Source organism: Niallia sp. FSL W8-0951, from assembly GCF_038006525.1.
Classification (GTDB): domain Bacteria; phylum Bacillota; class Bacilli; order Bacillales; family Cytobacillaceae; genus Niallia; species Niallia circulans.
This window is the reverse complement of the sequence record NZ_JBBOVK010000001.1, coordinates 1,994,493-2,011,785: the sequence shown is the minus strand read 5'-3', so window position 1 is coordinate 2,011,785 and position 17,293 is coordinate 1,994,493. Positions and strand designations below refer to the sequence as shown.

At 33.2% G+C, this 17,293-nt stretch carries 17 protein-coding genes and 1 other annotated feature; of the genes, 13 read left to right on the top strand and 4 right to left on the bottom strand.

What is annotated here, in order from left to right:
* Positions 1-140 precede the first annotated feature (140 nt).
* The 11 genes from NSS71_RS10115 (at position 141) to NSS71_RS10065 (ending at position 12,563) form a co-directional block, all read left to right on the top strand.
* Positions 141-1,853 carry a methyl-accepting chemotaxis protein gene (locus tag NSS71_RS10115; RefSeq protein ID WP_303984724.1) on the top strand — a complete coding sequence of 571 codons (1,713 nt, stop codon included), beginning with the start codon at positions 141-143 and terminating at the stop codon, positions 1,851-1,853.
* A 377-nt stretch (positions 1,854-2,230) separates the two neighbouring features.
* The gene (locus NSS71_RS10110; RefSeq protein ID WP_047941086.1) at positions 2,231-2,887 is read left to right on the top strand and encodes a Type 1 glutamine amidotransferase-like domain-containing protein; all 657 of its coding nucleotides are present in this window, start codon (positions 2,231-2,233) and stop codon (positions 2,885-2,887) included.
* Positions 2,888-3,101: 214 nt separating this feature from the next.
* Positions 3,102-3,380, top strand: coding sequence for a CD3324 family protein (locus NSS71_RS10105; protein WP_047941085.1), 279 nt, complete (start codon positions 3,102-3,104; stop codon positions 3,378-3,380).
* A 145-nt stretch (positions 3,381-3,525) separates the two neighbouring features.
* Positions 3,526-4,416, top strand: coding sequence for a GNAT family N-acetyltransferase (locus NSS71_RS10100; RefSeq protein WP_341151616.1), 891 nt, complete (start codon positions 3,526-3,528; stop codon positions 4,414-4,416).
* A gap of 367 nt (positions 4,417-4,783) precedes the next feature.
* A complete protein-coding gene (locus NSS71_RS10095; protein WP_341151615.1) occupies positions 4,784-5,461 on the top strand; it encodes a VOC family protein in 678 nt (225 codons plus the stop codon).
* Between the two features lie 564 nt (positions 5,462-6,025).
* Positions 6,026-6,718, top strand: coding sequence for a response regulator transcription factor (locus tag NSS71_RS10090; protein ID WP_235850124.1), 693 nt, complete (start codon positions 6,026-6,028; stop codon positions 6,716-6,718).
* Between the two features lie 10 nt (positions 6,719-6,728).
* The gene (locus NSS71_RS10085; RefSeq protein ID WP_341151614.1) at positions 6,729-8,129 is read left to right on the top strand and encodes a sensor histidine kinase; all 1,401 of its coding nucleotides are present in this window, start codon (positions 6,729-6,731) and stop codon (positions 8,127-8,129) included.
* A gap of 192 nt (positions 8,130-8,321) precedes the next feature.
* A complete protein-coding gene (locus tag NSS71_RS10080; protein WP_047941079.1) occupies positions 8,322-9,074 on the top strand; it encodes an ABC transporter ATP-binding protein in 753 nt (250 codons plus the stop codon).
* The gene (locus tag NSS71_RS10075; protein WP_341151613.1) at positions 9,071-11,599 is read left to right on the top strand and encodes an FtsX-like permease family protein; all 2,529 of its coding nucleotides are present in this window, start codon (positions 9,071-9,073) and stop codon (positions 11,597-11,599) included. The genes NSS71_RS10080 and NSS71_RS10075 overlap by 4 nt, the downstream gene beginning before the upstream one ends.
* Before the next feature lie 273 nt (positions 11,600-11,872).
* The gene (locus tag NSS71_RS10070) at positions 11,873-12,076 is read left to right on the top strand and encodes a helix-turn-helix transcriptional regulator (RefSeq protein WP_047941077.1); all 204 of its coding nucleotides are present in this window, start codon (positions 11,873-11,875) and stop codon (positions 12,074-12,076) included.
* The gene (locus NSS71_RS10065; protein WP_047941076.1) at positions 12,066-12,563 is read left to right on the top strand and encodes a DUF3278 domain-containing protein; all 498 of its coding nucleotides are present in this window, start codon (positions 12,066-12,068) and stop codon (positions 12,561-12,563) included. Before NSS71_RS10070 ends, NSS71_RS10065 begins: the two co-directional genes overlap by 11 nt.
* Positions 12,564-12,948: 385 nt before the next feature.
* On the opposite strand, the gene NSS71_RS10060 is transcribed toward NSS71_RS10065, so the two are convergent.
* From NSS71_RS10060 to NSS71_RS10050, 3 genes are all read right to left on the bottom strand, one after another.
* Complete coding sequence (locus NSS71_RS10060; protein WP_047941352.1) at positions 12,949-14,169, bottom strand: MFS transporter; 1,221 nt, start codon at positions 14,167-14,169, stop codon at positions 12,949-12,951.
* 68 nt (positions 14,170-14,237) lie between these two features.
* Positions 14,238-14,493 (bottom strand) — a binding site (T-box leader).
* 245 nt (positions 14,494-14,738) lie between these two features.
* On the bottom strand, positions 14,739-15,647 hold the full coding sequence (locus NSS71_RS10055) for an alpha/beta hydrolase (RefSeq protein WP_047941075.1): 909 nt from the start codon (positions 15,645-15,647) through the stop codon (positions 14,739-14,741).
* Positions 15,648-15,872: 225 nt separating this feature from the next.
* Positions 15,873-16,007 carry a hypothetical protein gene (locus tag NSS71_RS10050; protein WP_268876247.1) on the bottom strand — a complete coding sequence of 45 codons (135 nt, stop codon included), beginning with the start codon at positions 16,005-16,007 and terminating at the stop codon, positions 15,873-15,875.
* Positions 16,008-16,130: 123 nt separating this feature from the next.
* Here NSS71_RS10050 and NSS71_RS10045 point away from each other — a divergent pair, with 123 nt between their 5' ends.
* Both NSS71_RS10045 and NSS71_RS10040 read left to right on the top strand, forming a co-directional pair.
* A complete protein-coding gene (locus NSS71_RS10045) occupies positions 16,131-16,580 on the top strand; it encodes an OsmC family protein (protein ID WP_047941073.1) in 450 nt (149 codons plus the stop codon).
* Positions 16,581-16,605: 25 nt separating this feature from the next.
* Positions 16,606-16,854, top strand: a complete 249-nt coding sequence (locus NSS71_RS10040) for a YqkE family protein (RefSeq protein WP_047941071.1) — start codon at positions 16,606-16,608, stop codon at positions 16,852-16,854.
* A 39-nt stretch (positions 16,855-16,893) separates the two neighbouring features.
* Here NSS71_RS10040 and NSS71_RS10035 read toward each other — a convergent pair whose 3' ends face one another.
* On the bottom strand, positions 16,894-17,208 hold the full coding sequence (locus NSS71_RS10035; protein ID WP_047941070.1) for a hypothetical protein: 315 nt from the start codon (positions 17,206-17,208) through the stop codon (positions 16,894-16,896).
* Positions 17,209-17,293: the final 85 nt, after the last annotated feature.

Below are 17,293 nucleotides of genomic sequence, written 5' to 3'. Positions count from 1 at the left end.
TTCAAGCCTTTTGTACTATATTTTTTCCTAATAATCCTAAACAGTTTCGCCCTTCGAAGTTTTTTGTTTTTTAAGCTAAAGTATCGTCGATATATGTCGATATGATATAAGGATTAGATCAATGAAAAGAGGTAGCTTTAATGAAATTTTTACAAAATATCAATATTTCTAAAAAAATATTGATTATCATTATGTTTAGTACTATTGGACTAGTGCTGATCGGATTATTTGGAATATATGGTATAAAGGAGATGGCGAAAAGTTCTAAAGAAATGTATGAAGAAAATTTAATACCTAATACTTACATAGCAAAGATCCAAAACTATCGCCGCACAAACGACAGCTTAGTTATAGAGCTAATGATAACAGAGGATAAAAAGAGAAATGAAGAGTTATTAGAGACTATTAAAAGGAATTCGGAAGAATCGGATAAATATGTCAAAAAGTTAGATGCTATTTCGCTTTCCAAAAAAGAAGCGGATGAATATAAAATTTTTAAAGATGCCTATACAGGCTTTAGTAGTATTCAAGATGAAGTGATATCATTAGCAAACAATAATTTTAATGACTCAGCCTATAATCTTTATACGAAAAACCTTGAATCGAAGAGAAATATTATTAACAGTCAATTGGATGAACTCCAAACAGCAAATGAGGAAAATGCAGAACAGATATCAAATGAAAATAACAAGTATTATAAGACAATGCTATATATTTCTTGGGGAGTTATATTTGTTGCTGTAATACTTGCTGTATTATTAGGTCTCTATATATCCGCAATGATTGTCAACCCAATTAAACGTCTACAGGCTTTAATGGAAAGAGGAGGACAAGGAGATTTCTCTGCAAGATCAAGTTATCAGGCGAAGGATGAAGTAGGTTCTTTATCTGATAGTTATAATAGGATGGCGGATGGAATGAAGGGGCTTATTGAAATGTTATCGGAAACGTCCCATCATCTCGCTTCATCATCGGAACAATTGAGCTCCAGTTCAGAAGAAAGCAGTAAAGCAAGTGAACATATTTCAGAAACAATCCAGCAGCTTGCAGAAGGTTCTGAAACCCAAATGAGATTGATGGAATCAAGTACAGCTGGCATCCGTAATGTAAATGAAACGACTGGCCATATAACAGTGCGTGCAAAAAAAGTGGCTGAAACAGCAGAGCAGACAGCGGATGTATCGCTTGAAGGTGCAAAACGTATTTCAGAAGTAACGACACAAATGAAATCCATTAATAATAATGTGGTGACACTTGCTGAATCAATAGCTACATTAGAAACTAGAATAAATCAAATAGGAGATATTACTATGGTAATATCGGACATTTCTTCCCAAACCAATCTACTAGCATTAAATGCAGCTATCGAAGCGGCAAGAGCTGGGGAACAAGGAAAAGGTTTTGCTGTTGTAGCGGATGAGGTAAGGAAATTAGCGGAACAAACAGCAGGATCGGCTGAGCAAATTACTAATCTTATCAGCCAAATACAAATTGATTCTAAGAATACTTCTTTATCGATGACAACTGCTGCAAATGATGTAGATACAGGATTAACAATTGTTCAAGATGCAGGAGAATCATTCCATAGAATCGAACAATCTGTGCAAGAACTAGTTAAATTAGTAGAGGAAGTAAGTCAATCGCTTGATCAATTAAAAGAACATACTAATACGATTAGTGGTTCGATTTTGGAAGTGAATTCAATGGCAAGTGAAGCAGCAGCTAGTACAGAAAACGTATCTGCTGCAACCGAAGAGCAGGTTGCATCCATGCAAGAAATAGCAGCTTCTTCTACATCATTAGCACAATTAGCTTCTGATTTACAAGATAAGATAAAGCAATTTAAAATATAAAATTTCATAGAGAATTGCTTAAAATGTATGGCAGTTCATTTCATTTAGTATACGAATAGAGTATACAACAAATATAACCCCAAACCCTTATACGGAAATGGTAGTCAAAATTTCGTATAACGGTTCGGGGTTTTATTCAAAAGAAATGAAAGAATGATAGATTTAGAATTTGATCTAAGAGGTTATAACAAAAACTTTTTTATGGGTTCAAAGGAATATCGTATAGTATTATGCGTATTTAAAGATCGTTATCCTTTCGGCAGTATCTTCTAAATTAATATATTGTAAAATTAATCATAGTTTGAAGGAAAGTCGTAACATTTGGAGAAAGCTGGATAGTTTTTGTCACGATAAAATAAATTTGAGGAGGGGTAGCTATGAAAACTCACTATTATTTAGGTTGGTTTAACAATTTTTTCCCAGAGAAGCTAGGAAGAATATTGCAGGAGGATATAACTGATAGAAAATCGCTTGTAATGATCAGCTCGAATCCTCTTTGTGCTCAAGAGAAGGGGGCTACAGAACGATCTTGGCTTGACCAGGCTGGCATTATGTTTGATACATATCATTTAATTAATTATAGTGTTCAGAAAAAAGATGCGCATGCTCTAATCGAAAATGCTTCAGTTATATTCTTATTGGGTGGAGATACACTTAATTTAAATAGTTTTTTGAAGGAATATGAACTGTCGGATTTGATACGAAAAAGCAAGGCTGTTGTAATGGGGGCAAGCGCTGGTGCGATCAATATGTCCGCAAAATGGTTATGCTCTGAACACTTTGGCTATGAAGTGGAAATAAGCACTGTTTATGATGGAATTAGTCTTGGCAATTTTTCGGTTCTGTCTCATTTCGATCTAGAAAATAACCTTGCATTGGTTCAAAAGGAACTATCTTCTTTATCAGAGGAAATAGACATTTATGCATCGAATAAAGATTGTGTTGTACGAGTAAAGGAAGATAAAGTGGACATTTTTGGTGATGTGTATTTAATATCCCACTCAAAGATTCATAAATTAAAGGAGACACTCTAATTTATTTAGTAATATACAGAAAATTCTTATGTTAACTTCTTTTATTTTCCTATATTATGGTATGATTTAATTAAGAATAATGAGGGTTCGTTACTGAAAGGGAGGATATGAGTTGAGAAAGTATATTTTTACTGCATAGCAAAGGCTATGTAAAATGCATAATGTAGCTTTTGCTTATTTCTAATAAAACGAAAAAAATTATTAGGAGTGCAAAATGAGCTATAAAAACGCAATGGAACTTTTACCTTCTGAACTGTTGAAGGAGGTTCAAAAATATATCGATGGTGAATGTATCTATATACCAAGGAATGAAAGTAATAAGAAAAGCTGGGGGACTAACACAAGTACAAGGCAAGAATTGAAGGAAAGAAATAAGAATATATATAATGATTATCTAGCTGGTACTGATATGAATATATTAAGTGCAAGGTATTATTTATCTGTCAAGAGTATTCAAAGAATAGTATTAAAAGAAAAAAAGAATAATAGTTAAAATAAGCCAATGCGTTTTTAAGTGTCGCGTTGGCTTATTTTTATTTATGAGTTAAATATTAGGTGTATCTTACAGATTTAGCAAAATATAATTTAATGAGAATGCTAAGATTCTTTTATTAGATTATATTGGGGGGAAGCGGAGGATGGCAAAATATCAACTAATAAGTGACTATAAACATATCGAAACATATAAAGAAAGCTTTAATGAATTAGCTCAAAAGGTATTTGGAATAGACTTTAGTAAATGGGATGAAAATGGTTGCTGGAATGATAACTATATATGTTATTCGTTTATCTATAGGGAACAAGTAATAGCAAATGCCTCTATCAACAAAATGACCGTTGTGTGTAACGGGATTGAATATAAAGCTATTCAAGTTGGTACAGTAATGACACATCCTGAGTTTCGTAATCAAGGTCTTTCTAAAAAATTGCTGAACCATATCATTGAAAAGCATGAAAATGAAATAGACTTTATCTACTTATTTGCGAATGAAACCGTTTTGAACTTTTATCCAAAGTTTGGATTTGAAAAAGTACAAGAAAGCAGCTTTTCTCTTTGTATAGCTGATTTAAAAAAACAAACGGTGCCAACCAAGACCATACGCCAATTAGATATAGAAAATCTAAGTGATTTGCTACTGATGAAGGAATTTGCAAAGAAACGGACATCTATTTCAACCAAATTAGCTGTCGAAAATAACGAGCAACTATTAATGTTTTATTTTCTCCAAGTATTTAACGACGCAATTTTTTATATCGAAGAGGAAGACGTAATCGTTCTCTTTAAGAAGGAAGATGAGCAACTTCATATTTATGATGTCATCAGTAGAAAAGAAGTGGAATTGGAAACCATTATAAATTATCTAATTTCCGATGAAATAAAACGAATTCATTTCTATTTCACACCAAATGACAAGATTAAAAATATCGATACAAAATTTATAACAGCGAGTAATGATACATTGTTTGTCCGTCAATTACTAAAAGCTCTACCGAACCATTTCTTATTTCCTTTGACATCCCACGCATAAATTGTAAGAGAATATATATAAAGAGAAGGATAGAAATTAATATTCTAATTGGGGAAGTATGGAACAATCTACTTACATTAAACTAAAACGGGTAAGAAATTATATCAATGGGATGAGAAATGATCAAAAGGGAGTTAGAGGGAGTGTGGTAATAATTAAAGATACAGATATTATCTCTTCTAAAGGTTTTGGCTATGCTTGAAAACAATCCTCAAATAGCGGGATGGATGTGATTCTTTAAGAAAGGGAGATTTCTCGTGAATGAAATGGAAGTAACTCCATCAAGCAATACTTTAGACTACTAAGGATGATATATATTAGAATTAACGGAGTATTAGAAATATTAACGAAAGAGGGGATATAGATAATGGAAGTAAAACTGTTAACTCTGCAAACGAATAATATCAAAAAAATGAAGAGTTTTTATGTAGAGACTCTTGGATTTCCATTGATTAAGGAAGATAGTCATAGCTTTTGCATTAAAGCTGGTTCAAGCAAATTGAAATTTACATCAGAAAATGTATTGGGGAATCCATATTACCACTTTGCTTTTAACATTTTTGCTAATAAATTTGCAGAAGCAAAGTCGTGGGTAAAAGAAAGGGTTGCCTTAAATATTAATGATGAGGGAGAAGATGAAGTGTATTTTTCCAATTTCCAAGCTCATTCTCTCTATTTTTATGATCCTTCTGGAAATATAGTAGAGTTTATTTCAAGGAACTCTATTTCCGAACAAGATGAGGCTCCTTTTTCTATTGAAAGTGTTATAAACATCAGTGAGATAGGGGTAACGGTCAGTGATGTAGCAGCCGCAGGGAAAAGATTGATGGAAGTGGGAATTAATGAACGGGATAATAAACCTTTAGATCTAACATCCATCAACTTTATGGGAGATAAATCAAAAGGCATCTTCTTAATCCTTAATAAACCAGGAAGAGAATGGTTCTTCTCTAATAAAATTTCAGCTGTATTCCCTCTGGAAATTATCACCTCGCAGCATCACACAATTGTGGTTGATGTAGAAGGGAATTTAGAAGTTAGCTAGAATGAATATAAAAAATTTCTCCTTGTTGATAAATTCAGAGGTGGAAGAGAGAGCAATCACTATTATGGGTAGTCATTAGTTTAAAATATATCAATAATTCTAACTATTGTACTTATATATTAAAGAAGTTGAATAAAGAATGAAGATCTATAATTTTGCACAATAATGGCTATAAGTTACTTATTTCCTTTTTTTAAGAAGAATCCCCAGGTAGGGAGAAAAGGAACTACAAATACTAAACTACAATCATTTGAAAATGATTGTAGTTTAGTATTTGTAAATAACCAGTAAGTGGATAATACTAACTTTTGAGGTGCAGGATATTTTCTCAGATGGTTAATGATGTTAAGTTGGCAGGTTGTTGTATTTATATGGTCAGCAAAAAAAGTATCTGAAAGATTAATACCATCTAAATTTAATAGGAATTGAGTGGTGCAAAGGATCATCCTACTTTTATAAACATTGCATTGACAATCACTATAGCAAAATATAGACTCAAATTATAATCGGTAAATATGGAAATTAATGGACGGTGATCTGTTGATAGATGGAGGAGTGGCTGAATTGACTTTCAACAACATTTTAATCGTGGATGATCATGAGGAAATCATCCTATTGATGACAGATTTTCTTGAAATAGAAAACTATCAAGTCTATAGTGCAAAAAATACGAATGAAGCGAGTGATATATTACATCAAACAAAAATAGATTGTATTCTTCTAGACGTTATGATGCCAGGGATGGATGGCTTTAGTTTTTGTAAAAACATTCGCAAAGAATCTGATATCCCTATTCTATTTTTAAGTGCATATGAAACAGATACTGATAAAATTAGAGGTCTTACACTTGGAGCAGATGATTATATTGTTAAATCCGCTAGTCCTAGTGAAATAGTAGCTAGGATTAAAGCTGTTGAAAGAAGAATGAGTCTTACAAGAGATCGTGGCTCAGGGGAAAAAAAGATACTTTCCATCGGCAATCTAATATTAAACAAAAACACAAGGTCAGTAACAGTTGGTACACAAGAAGTGGACCTTACAGCCATTGAGTTTAATTTATTAGAATATTTTATGGAGAATGAAGGAATTGTATTATCCTATGAACAAATAATTGCAAGAATTTGGCATGATGAATTTACAGGGTATCACAGTGTCCGCGTTCATGTTGCTAATTTAAGGGAAAAACTAGCTGTTTTTTCTTCTATTCCGGAAATAAAAACGATTAGATCAGTTGGTTATCTATTACAAAAAGGATGATAACGTAAATATGCATAAAATAAGTTTTAAGTTATTGATTTTTATTAGCTTTCTCGTCATTTTTTTTGTTCCAGTATCAATAACAAAGTTAATTTTCCATAAAGTGATAGATAACCACTCTCAATTTGATGATATAACCTATGAGAGGAACGAGTGGATAGAGAAAAATGTTTTGGATATGGATGGAAGAGTATTCTTTGAAGAAGATTGGCGAGAGCAGTTAATCCATAAAGCGGAGGAAGATAATGTAGAATTATTTATAATCAATCGAGCAGGGGAAATAACCTATACAAAAGGAATAGTAGAATCCAGAAATGCATTAATTGATAAAAAGGATGATCAAACAACAGGCGTAAGATATGAACAATATGATTTTGGTGGTTTTGATCAATATAATATATATGCTGAAGATTCACTAATAGCTTCTGTATATATTAGTTACCCAATATCGGATCAGGCAGTGATTAATAACCATCCAAATTATGATCTCGCAATATTAACTGGGATAATTACAATTGTTGCTGGTTTGATTATCATCTTCTTTCATAAAAATTTGATTAAGCCATTGTATGCTCTTAATCGTTCTTCTCAACAAATCTCTAATGAAAATTATCATGTTACTTTGCCAGCTTCCAGAATTAAAGAAGTGAACAATAGTACAGAAGCTTTTATGAAGATGGCGCATAAACTTGAATTAGCAAAGCAGAAAAATAAACAGTTGGAGGAGGAAAGAAAACTATTTGTTTCTTCTATTGTTCATGATTTGAGAACACCTATTTTTTCGTTAAGAGGTTTCTTGGAAGGATTACAGAAAGGCATTATTACGAAAGAAAAAAAGAAAATACAATATGTTGAAATGTGTTTGAAACAAGCTGATCATTTGAATGAATTAGTTTCATCATTGGCTGATTATTCTAAAATTGAAGGACAAATTAAGCTGGAAAAAATAACCACTTTCACTATGCTAGATATAATATCTGACGTGAAAGAACTGTTGTATTATAGCTTGGCTCAAAAAAATATAATTGTTGAAGTAAATAATGTAACGAATAAGCAAATTAGTGGTGACTTTTCATTGCTGAAAAGAGCTTTTGAAAATATATTGGCTAATAGCATCCGCCACAGCCCAGAAAATGGAACAATCGAGGTTATAATAAAAGAGGATAAAGGTTATGTAGAGACCGTAATTGTAGATAATGGAGAAGGTTTCGTTGAAAGTGAATTGGATTATGTATTTAAACCATTATATAGAGGAGAATCTGCAAGAAGTGGTCCAAATCAAAGGATGGGACTAGGGTTAACCATTACACATGTAATCATTCAAAAACATGAAGGGATTATTAAAGCGACTAATGATAAGAAAAAAGGAGCAAAAGTGATTGTACGGATCCCTATTAATGGTTCAGCATAATATACTTCCTAAACAAAAAAGAATCGACAATGGAAAGAACTATCCATCCATTGTCGATTCTTTTTTTTCGAGTAAACGCAGGTAACTATTTTATTTTGATAGTAAATGAATGTTTCTTGATAGAATCTTGATAAATCTCTGATCCTGCCTTTATATTGCCTAATTATAATGGGAATGAAGGAGGGATTCACAATGAAAGTTCTAGAAGTCAACAGACTATCAAAAAAATATGGACATGGTTTAAGTGAAATAAGAGCTCTTGAGCAAATAAATTTAGAGGTTGAAAAGGGGGAATTTGTTGCAATAATGGGAACAAGTGGTTCAGGAAAATCGACATTGTTAAATATGATATCTGGGCTGGACACTTACGATGAAGGGGAGGTTCTTATAAGTGGTGAAAATATAAAAGGATATACCGATTATCAATTGACACGCTTACGAAGTGAAAAAATAGGGTTTATTTTTCAATTTTTCCATTTGATCCCTGTGTTATCAGTATTAGAGAATGTTACCTTGCCAGGAATGCTAAAGCAACACAAAAAAGGAGACATAGAGAAAAAAGCCATTGATATATTACAATTAGTCGGATTAGGCTCATTTATCCATTCTAAACCAACGCTGTTGTCAGGTGGTCAGCAACAAAGGGTAGCAATTGCCAGAGCACTAATAAATGAACCAGACTTGATTCTAGCAGATGAACCTACAGGAAGTCTTGATTCAAAAACATCAAAAGAAATGATGGCAATCCTGCAAAGATTCAGTCATATCTTACATCATACTATCGTGCTGGTAACACATGATCCAACTGTTGCTGCCTATGCAGATCGTGTAGTTTTTATGAGTGATGGGAAAATTGCGGATGTGCTTTCATTAGCTAACACGAATCTAGAATGTCAGGAGAAAATAAGAATTATCTCCTCGAAAGTAGAGGGTTTAGGTGTATGAAGCAATTATGTAAAGCAGCAGGGAAATTCTTGTTATTCCATAAAACGAGACATCTTTTTTTGATTATTGGTGTGACATTAGGTGTTGCCTTAATTATTGCTATACAAGTATTAATTGCTAGTATTGAAGCATCCAATGAAATAGCAATTAAGGAACAATATGGAGACTATGATTTAGTAGTAGGATATCAGACGGCAGAGAAATCTGTTTCAGCAGGTGAAATAGAAGAAATGGAAAATCTAGAATCAGTTGAGAAAACTACTCGCTTTCTATATCCATATTTAGACAAAGAGTCGGAAATGAATATGTTGGGGGAACCAATATATGCAGGTTTTGAGAATGAAGAATTAGCATTTGAATATCCTGTTGTCTCACTAGCAAAAGGTGCATTTCCCCAAAAAGAGGAAGTATTGGTTTCTTCCCAATATGCGAAACAACATCAATTAGAAATAGGCTCAACTGTGAAAATGAAATTCCCTCCTAATGGTACGAAAGAAGTGACTATATCTGGATTTACTGTAGATAATCAAGCACTAAGTAATATGGCTATTTTTGATTATGAATGGCTTCAAGAAGCAACTTCTAATGAGAATCATACGACGGCAGTGATTATCCAATTGGATAATCATGAAAATAAGCAAATGGTCATTAATCAATTACGTCAAATAAATCCAGATTTTTTTATCGACTCACGCAGTGAAATCGATAAGGAGCGAGAAAATATCGGCGGGATTGGTCCAGTTATACAAGGCCTTAACATTGCTATTTATTTAGTTAGTGCTTTAATTATCATTAGTACGATGCGTATGTCAGTTCAAGAGAAGCAAAAGGAATTGGCGACATTAAGAATATTAGGTTTTGAAAGAAAGCATATCTACTGTCTTGTACTGATTGAATCCTTGATATTAGGATTCATATCTTTAGTCGCAGGATTAATTATTGGGATTTTGCTTCCTGTAGGAGCACTCGATTTGTTTATAGATAGGATGAATGTCGGGCATGGTGTGATTATCTTCCCATGGTCTGACTTGTTAATGAATTTAGGAATATTTAGCCTTGTCATTTTATTTTCTTCACTTGTTCCTGCTTATCAAGCAAGTTTAGCACCGCCGGTAGTTGCTTATCGTGGTTCAACCAAAGTTCAGGCTTTATCCAAAAGATACACCGTAATAAGTATAGCTATTAGCTTGGTTACTGCTGTTGCCTATTTGATAAATGTTTACTTCATACAGAGCAAATCAATGTTTGTGATAAACGGAGTGTTATTCATTGTTTGTGCGTTTACGAGTATACCGCTTATGTTTGCTTTCAGTGTTAAATTGTTAGATTGGATTGCTAAGTTTATTAGGATACCAGTAGAATTTCTATTAGCCGCTCGAAATTTATTAAGGCAATTAAACAGGAATGTACAGCTTTCAGCCATTTTTACAATTGGTATTGTCATTACGGTAATTGGAATGGTTATTTTAACAACTATAAAAGATGAAACGACTGATATGATAAAAGAGAACAATCCAAACGATTTGAGAGTAATTTCCGTTGCTTCAGAATTAGCAGAAGGATTTCCGTACTCTTTCTATGAAAAGGTGGAGAAAGATCCTGATCTAGAAGCATTTTACTATACGAATGAAGTGGTATTCTTAATAGAAAATCTTCCTCCAAATAAAAGGGAATTGTCTGAAGTAGTATTAGGCATTAGTGGAACAGACCTTCAACATAGTTTTGATTCTGGTAGTATTAAGACTGATGGTTTATCAACTCCAGAAGAGATGAGTGAAAATGGTGTTATGCTAACAGAACAAACGGCTGATGAGTATGGATTTAATATAGGAGATACTATTATAGTGAATGTGTCAGAGGATTTTAATGAGTTAGATGAAAAAGAGTTTGTAGTAGAAGGAATTATTACTGATACAGAGCATATAGGGGATGCTGACTATCATTTTTTTACAACTAGAGAAAATATGAAGGCAATGTTTGGGATTGACACACTTTACCAGGTAGAAATGAACATTCTTCACGGAGATAAGAAAGAAAAAGTTAAGTCGATTCAAGCCTTATTACAGGATCCTGCATATTCTAATACAATTCTCTATAGCCGTGCTGAAGAGTTGACAGAGTTGGAGCAGCAGTTCCTTCAACGAGTATTCCTTCTTTACTTGGCAGTAGCCATGATTATTATATTTACTGTTATTGGGTTAATGAACAGTACTGCCAGCAGTATTAAAGAAAGATTGAAAGAACTTAGTATGTTGCGAGTATTGGGGAGTACTAAGAAAAGGTTACTTTCATTATTACTAATGGAAGGCGCATTACTAACAACAACAGCTGGTGTATTAGCGATTGGATTATCCACTTTATCGGCATATTGCTTCATTCAAGGCTTAGATGCCAATACATTTGCAGTATTACCAAAACTTCTGTTGGGATTATTTTTCTTATCACCTTTGATTGGTTTAGGAGCAGTCTTAATTCCCGCAAAATTAGCGACAAGATTAGACCTAATGAAAGGAATGAGAGAATAACTTGATTAAATTTGATAAAGTTATAGTTTTAAATCTCTTGATAACAATTAATTGATTGCGGCTTGCTTTTTTCAAAAGTTCCAGTTATTAATGAGGTTCTAACCTGTTTATTGTGTAGAAGATGGAACAAGTTTGTAAAATAAAACTGTACCTTCATTAGGTGCAGTTTTTAGTTGGGATAACTAGTCTATGAAAAAATGTCATGTATAATTGACACTTATTTAAAACGTCATATATAATGTACTTACAGGTCTTCGTGAAAGGATGTCTAACTTGAACAAGGTCAAAGAGTATAGGAAACATTGCAGCTTAACCCAAATTGAACTCGCCAAGAAAGTAGGAGTAGCAAGACAGACCATTAATTTAATTGAGAATGATAAATATAATCCCTCTTTGTCTTTATGTATTTCCTTAGCCAAGGAGCTTAACACAGACCTTAATACACTATTTTGGGAGGATAATACTAATGAGGAATAAGATACTTAATCGTTTTATAGGGGTTTATGATGATCGAGATGAATACCAGCTCTATGAAATCCATAAAGAATTAGCCTTTTCTGGAATTATGCTGTGGTATTTGACCACACTATTAATGATTATGAGTCTCATTATCGACACAATTCATCATACACTTTCATTTGCAACTCCATCGCTTTTCATTATTAATATGATTTATGCAATTCTGACACTTATAAAAATAAGAAAGAAACAGCTTGATGAAACGGATTGTGCTTCTATAGAAGAGTACGAAGAAAAGAGAAAGCAATTGAAAAAATCGTCGTTCCTAGCTGGCATTCAATGGGGCTTAAGTATGTTAATTTTGATGGAATATGTATTTCCATATTTGTCAACAGGCGAATTAAACCTTGAGTGGTGGAACGTATTAATCTGGCTTTTAGGTGGAATGTTATTTGGTATGACAATGTATTTGTTCTCTAAATCAAAGCTGCAGAAACACTTTTGATTTAGTTCGGCTTTTGCTGTAAGATCCTGAACATATGATACTCGCTTTTAAAGAGAGCGTATGTTTCAAAATGTATAATAAAACGAACATTATACTAATTATTGATAAACATAGAGATATGGAAGAAAGGTTGTAATTATTATTTTAGCAGTATTTTCTCCTGTTTCTTTCATTTTGCTGTCCTTTACTTATGTTGGATATAATAATGCTGGATATGCAGACAAATAGGATTACCCTTATTCTTATAGTTAATGGAATAAAAAAATTAGTTTAGATTGATGGCAAAAGTCCTTGAGAGAAATCCTATTCTCAAGGACTTTTGTATTTTTGTCATATTCAAGATCTAATTATAAGGAAAAGCACTAACGAGTATGTATATTTAGTATTATTCCTCTGTATAAAACGCTGCTTTCGAAGGCTGTGTATTAAAGATAAATAATATAATTGTTACTGCAAACATAATGGTGCTTCCTAATATGATAACAGACTTAATGGAAATCATTTCAGCCATTATCCCAAAAAGTATGGTCGAAATAATGATAAAAAAGGCTTCAATGCATCTGTACACACTACCAATCCTTCCCATTATATGTACGGGAATATTATTTTGATAAAATGTGTTAAATCCGGTGTTAAGAAAAGCCATAGAAAAGGAAAGGATAAAAAAACCAATTGCTGCTATCAAAAAATTAGCAGAAAATGCATAAATCAGATATCCGATCGATACCATTAAGGATCCAAGACCAATCAGCCAAGAGGTAGCAACCTTTTTAACAATTATGATATTTACTAGTGCGCCAACAATTATCCCCGCACCAGCAATACTCACCAGAAATCCATAATCTCTCTCTGACAATAGAAGCACTTCTCTCGAAAACGCTGCTTCCAGTGAATCTACAGCAGTTGCCAAAACCATCACTGTACTAAAGAGTAAATAAATAATGATAATATACAGGTGGTTCCGGCTAAAATCGACAACTAATCTCCAATCTTGTTTTAAAATCTTTAAAGTTATTTTTTTATCTTCTGTTTCAATAAAATCATTTTTTTCAATATTTGGCATAATAAGTGTGATAAGAGCTGAAATGAAAAGGGCTATTGCATTACTATAGATGGCAAAATTAGGTGTGCCAATCATAAATAGCATTCCCGCTATGGCAGGCCCTATCACAAATGCTCCAGAATCAATTAAGCTTCGAAGTGAATTAAACCTTTTTCTTTGATCTGGAGGAATTAACTTGGTAATGTACGGTACTGACGTTTGTTCATACATGGAACTAGCTACATTAATAAAAAAAACGAGTGTATAAATGGCAGAAAGAGATGCTAGGGAAGGCAATAAGGCAATGAACACTGCTTGGAATATATTCAGCAAAACCATCAGATGTTTTTTATTCAATCGGTCTATTAAACTACCGGACCAAAAGTTTGTAAAAAATGCAGATAGAGCCCTAAGTATATACAACCCCGAAACAGCAAGTACTCCCATCCTATCAAGAACGATTAAATTTAGTGCTATAAAATAGACCCATTCTCCAATACTGGAAACACCAATGCTTGATAATAAGATAGAAGGGTATTTCCACGACTTCACTAACTTGTTTATACGCAATTTATTTCCTCCTTAAAAATGTAAAATTGGATAATAAAAAAACTCACCCCCAAGATTTTAGTCTTGAGGACGAGTTGCTGCGCGCCGTGGTGCCACCCCAGTTTGACAATATGTTACCATATTATCCTTTGTAGGTACGGTATGAAGTCCATACGTATACCCTAGCTCGATAACAGGAGCACCTGTCACACCATCACCTATATGGATCCGATGTGCCGCTCAGAGGCTTGCTTCCAACCATTATTCCTACTCCTTTCCACCAACTGGAGCTCTCTTTGAAGAATTGCATGATTGTACTCTTCTCTTCATCGCATGTATTTGTTTATGGCATTTTAATGTTATTTACCATATCAAACCTTCTAGGGGATGTAAAGAAATTTTTAAAAATAATGAAATAATAATTATTATAATGAATGTGTATAGTTTCTCTTTTACGAAGGGGCAATATGAGCTTTTCAAGAAGGCGATCTTATAATAAAGAATTATAAGAAAAGCCATCGTTTCGATGGCTTTATCTGAATACATTATTATATAGTAGAATTAATGTTGTTAAGCCTTAAATTTTAACTTTGCACATATTCCTTTAAAAAATCATCAACGGCTTTTTCATAAGCCTCTTTGTTCTCATTATAGCTTTGAGCATGTGTACCATTAACAGCAAAAAATAATTTTTTAGGACCTTTCTTTTTATCGAAAAGTTTTTGCGTCATTTCTGGCAAGATAAAATCATCTTTCTTGCTATGGATAAATAACATCGGACTTTTTATTTTATCAATGACAGAGATAGGAGAAATATCTTTAATGGAATAGCGAGCTCTGGCACGTAAAAATAAATTAGCGATAGGAATAAAGATTTTTCCAGGTAGTTTTATTTCCTGTTTGATGACATAATCTAAAAGCTCCTTGAAATCGGAAAATGGACAATCCGCAATATAGAAATCGGCGCCATCCTCGATTCCGCCAGCATAAAGAATCATTGTTGCTGCACCCATCGATTCACCATGAATCCCTAAAAGAATATCTTTTCCTTTTTCTTGTTTAAGCCAATCAACAATTTGCTTTAAGTCAAATTTTTCGTAATAGCCAAAGCTTGTATTTTTCCCGCCCGACTCTCCATGTCTGCGATGATCGTAAATAATACCATTGAAGCCTCTTTCTAAAAATAAGTTCATATATTTAATCGAACTCGTTTTATTTTCCGTGACTCCATGGGAAATGATGACATATTTCTTCGTATCAAAAGGCTCTACTAGGATTGCTTTTAAATCATAACCATAAGGAGAAGGAATGGTAATTTCTTGTTTAGTTAAATTTTCATAAGAAACAGGGTCTAATCTGCCAGCTTCTTTTTCTCTATTTACAATAAAGTCATTGTCTTTTTTCTTCATATACATTAATCGATTGGAACAGTATAAACCAATGGAAGTAATAAATAATAACACAGAAAACAAATAACGAAACAGCTTTCTCAAACCGATTCCTCCAGTAAGTTGAAAAATTTAGCAGAAACTAATTTGAGTGTATCATTTCTTTAGAAAGAAACAAAATGGACAACTTCTTTAATTATCAAAAATTAGACTTATACAGATGGCTGTTATGATAAAAAATTTTATGCAAAATGAAATAAATGGTTACAGATAAAGATAGCTGGGAGAGAGAAAAGCCACACCTTCTTAGAAGGTGTGGTGTGGCTTGGACTACTGTTTAGAATTTTGTCTGTTTGTTGGATGGATGGCCTTTTCTAATTCTTCTGCGGCAATTATTTGTTTGACAGTATCTGCATTAGGCTTACCAGCTTGACTGTAGCCTTTGTCGCGTTTCTGAGTCATCATGCTTCCCCTCTTTTTTATAGAAGTGAAGATACTTGCAATCGTCTTCGTATCCAATTCTCTAATATAACTTGAGTAAAAAAATATGTTATTATACATACAGCATAGTAAAAAGAAGGGTGAATTATGGCAGAACATCATTTTTATTTAAAAGCGGATTGGCCAGGATATCGAAATGATATTGGGACAATCGAAAGTGGCAATTTAAAAACAAAAATATCGATTCCAAAAGAAATGGAAGGACCTGGTGTCGGTACTAATCCAGATGAAATGCTTCTCGGAGCAGCAGCAACTTGCTTTATTATTACACTTGCTGCAATGATGGAAAGAAGTCGACTTGAGAAGGAAAGCTTAACATTAGAATCAGAAGCAGTAGTTGATGTCACAAACGGTGTATTTACTTACCAGAAAATTATTCATCGCCCGAAGATTGTGCTCAAAAAAGAGGCTGCTGAAAAAGACATAAAGCTTGCAGCAAAACTTGCCCATAAAGCGGAAGAAAGCTGCATGATTACAAGAGCAATTAAAGGGAATGTAGAAGTCGAATTAGAAGAAACAATAGAACTTGCACTGTAAAATCCAAAGAAGGAGGGGGATTCAGATGGCAAAGCAGCGGAGACATGTACAAAAAACAAAACAGGAGGATAAGCCTGTTACATTAGGGGATCTTCTAAATGAACAGTTAGCAGATCAACTGAAAAATAAAAAGCAAGAACTAAAACAACAAGAAGAGGCCAAGCAAAAAGCAGAAGAAGAAAGAAAAAGAGAAGAACGTCGACAAAGAGAAAAAAATAAAAGTTTTGAAGAACTGTTAAATGAAAATGCGATGAATTGGAAGGATTTTAAGTAAGAAGAAAAGGATATCGATTAAGGTATCCTTTTTTAATAATTACTTTATTTCTGTTATTTTGGTGAAATTTTTTTCTTTTATTTGACTATTTTTGGGGTGAAGCAAAGCTTGGAATTCTTGAAATAACGCAGCAATTTCCGTTTGTTCATTGATTAAAGCAATATTGGCATGATAGTCTTGTTCACTCTGATAGGTCGTGATTTCCAGCCATTTTGTCGGATCATCATTACTTTGTAAATAGGTTGTTGTTGAATCGATATACTTGCGATAGATGTTGCTTGCTTTCTCTTGAATACAGAAATATTCTTTGATTTTATCGGTTGGTATATGATATTCATATACTTTTACATACATTTACTCTCCTCCTTCGATTTTAATTAATTAGTAATTCTTATTTTAGCATGTTTACAAAGACATTTAGTGAGAATGTATCAGGATA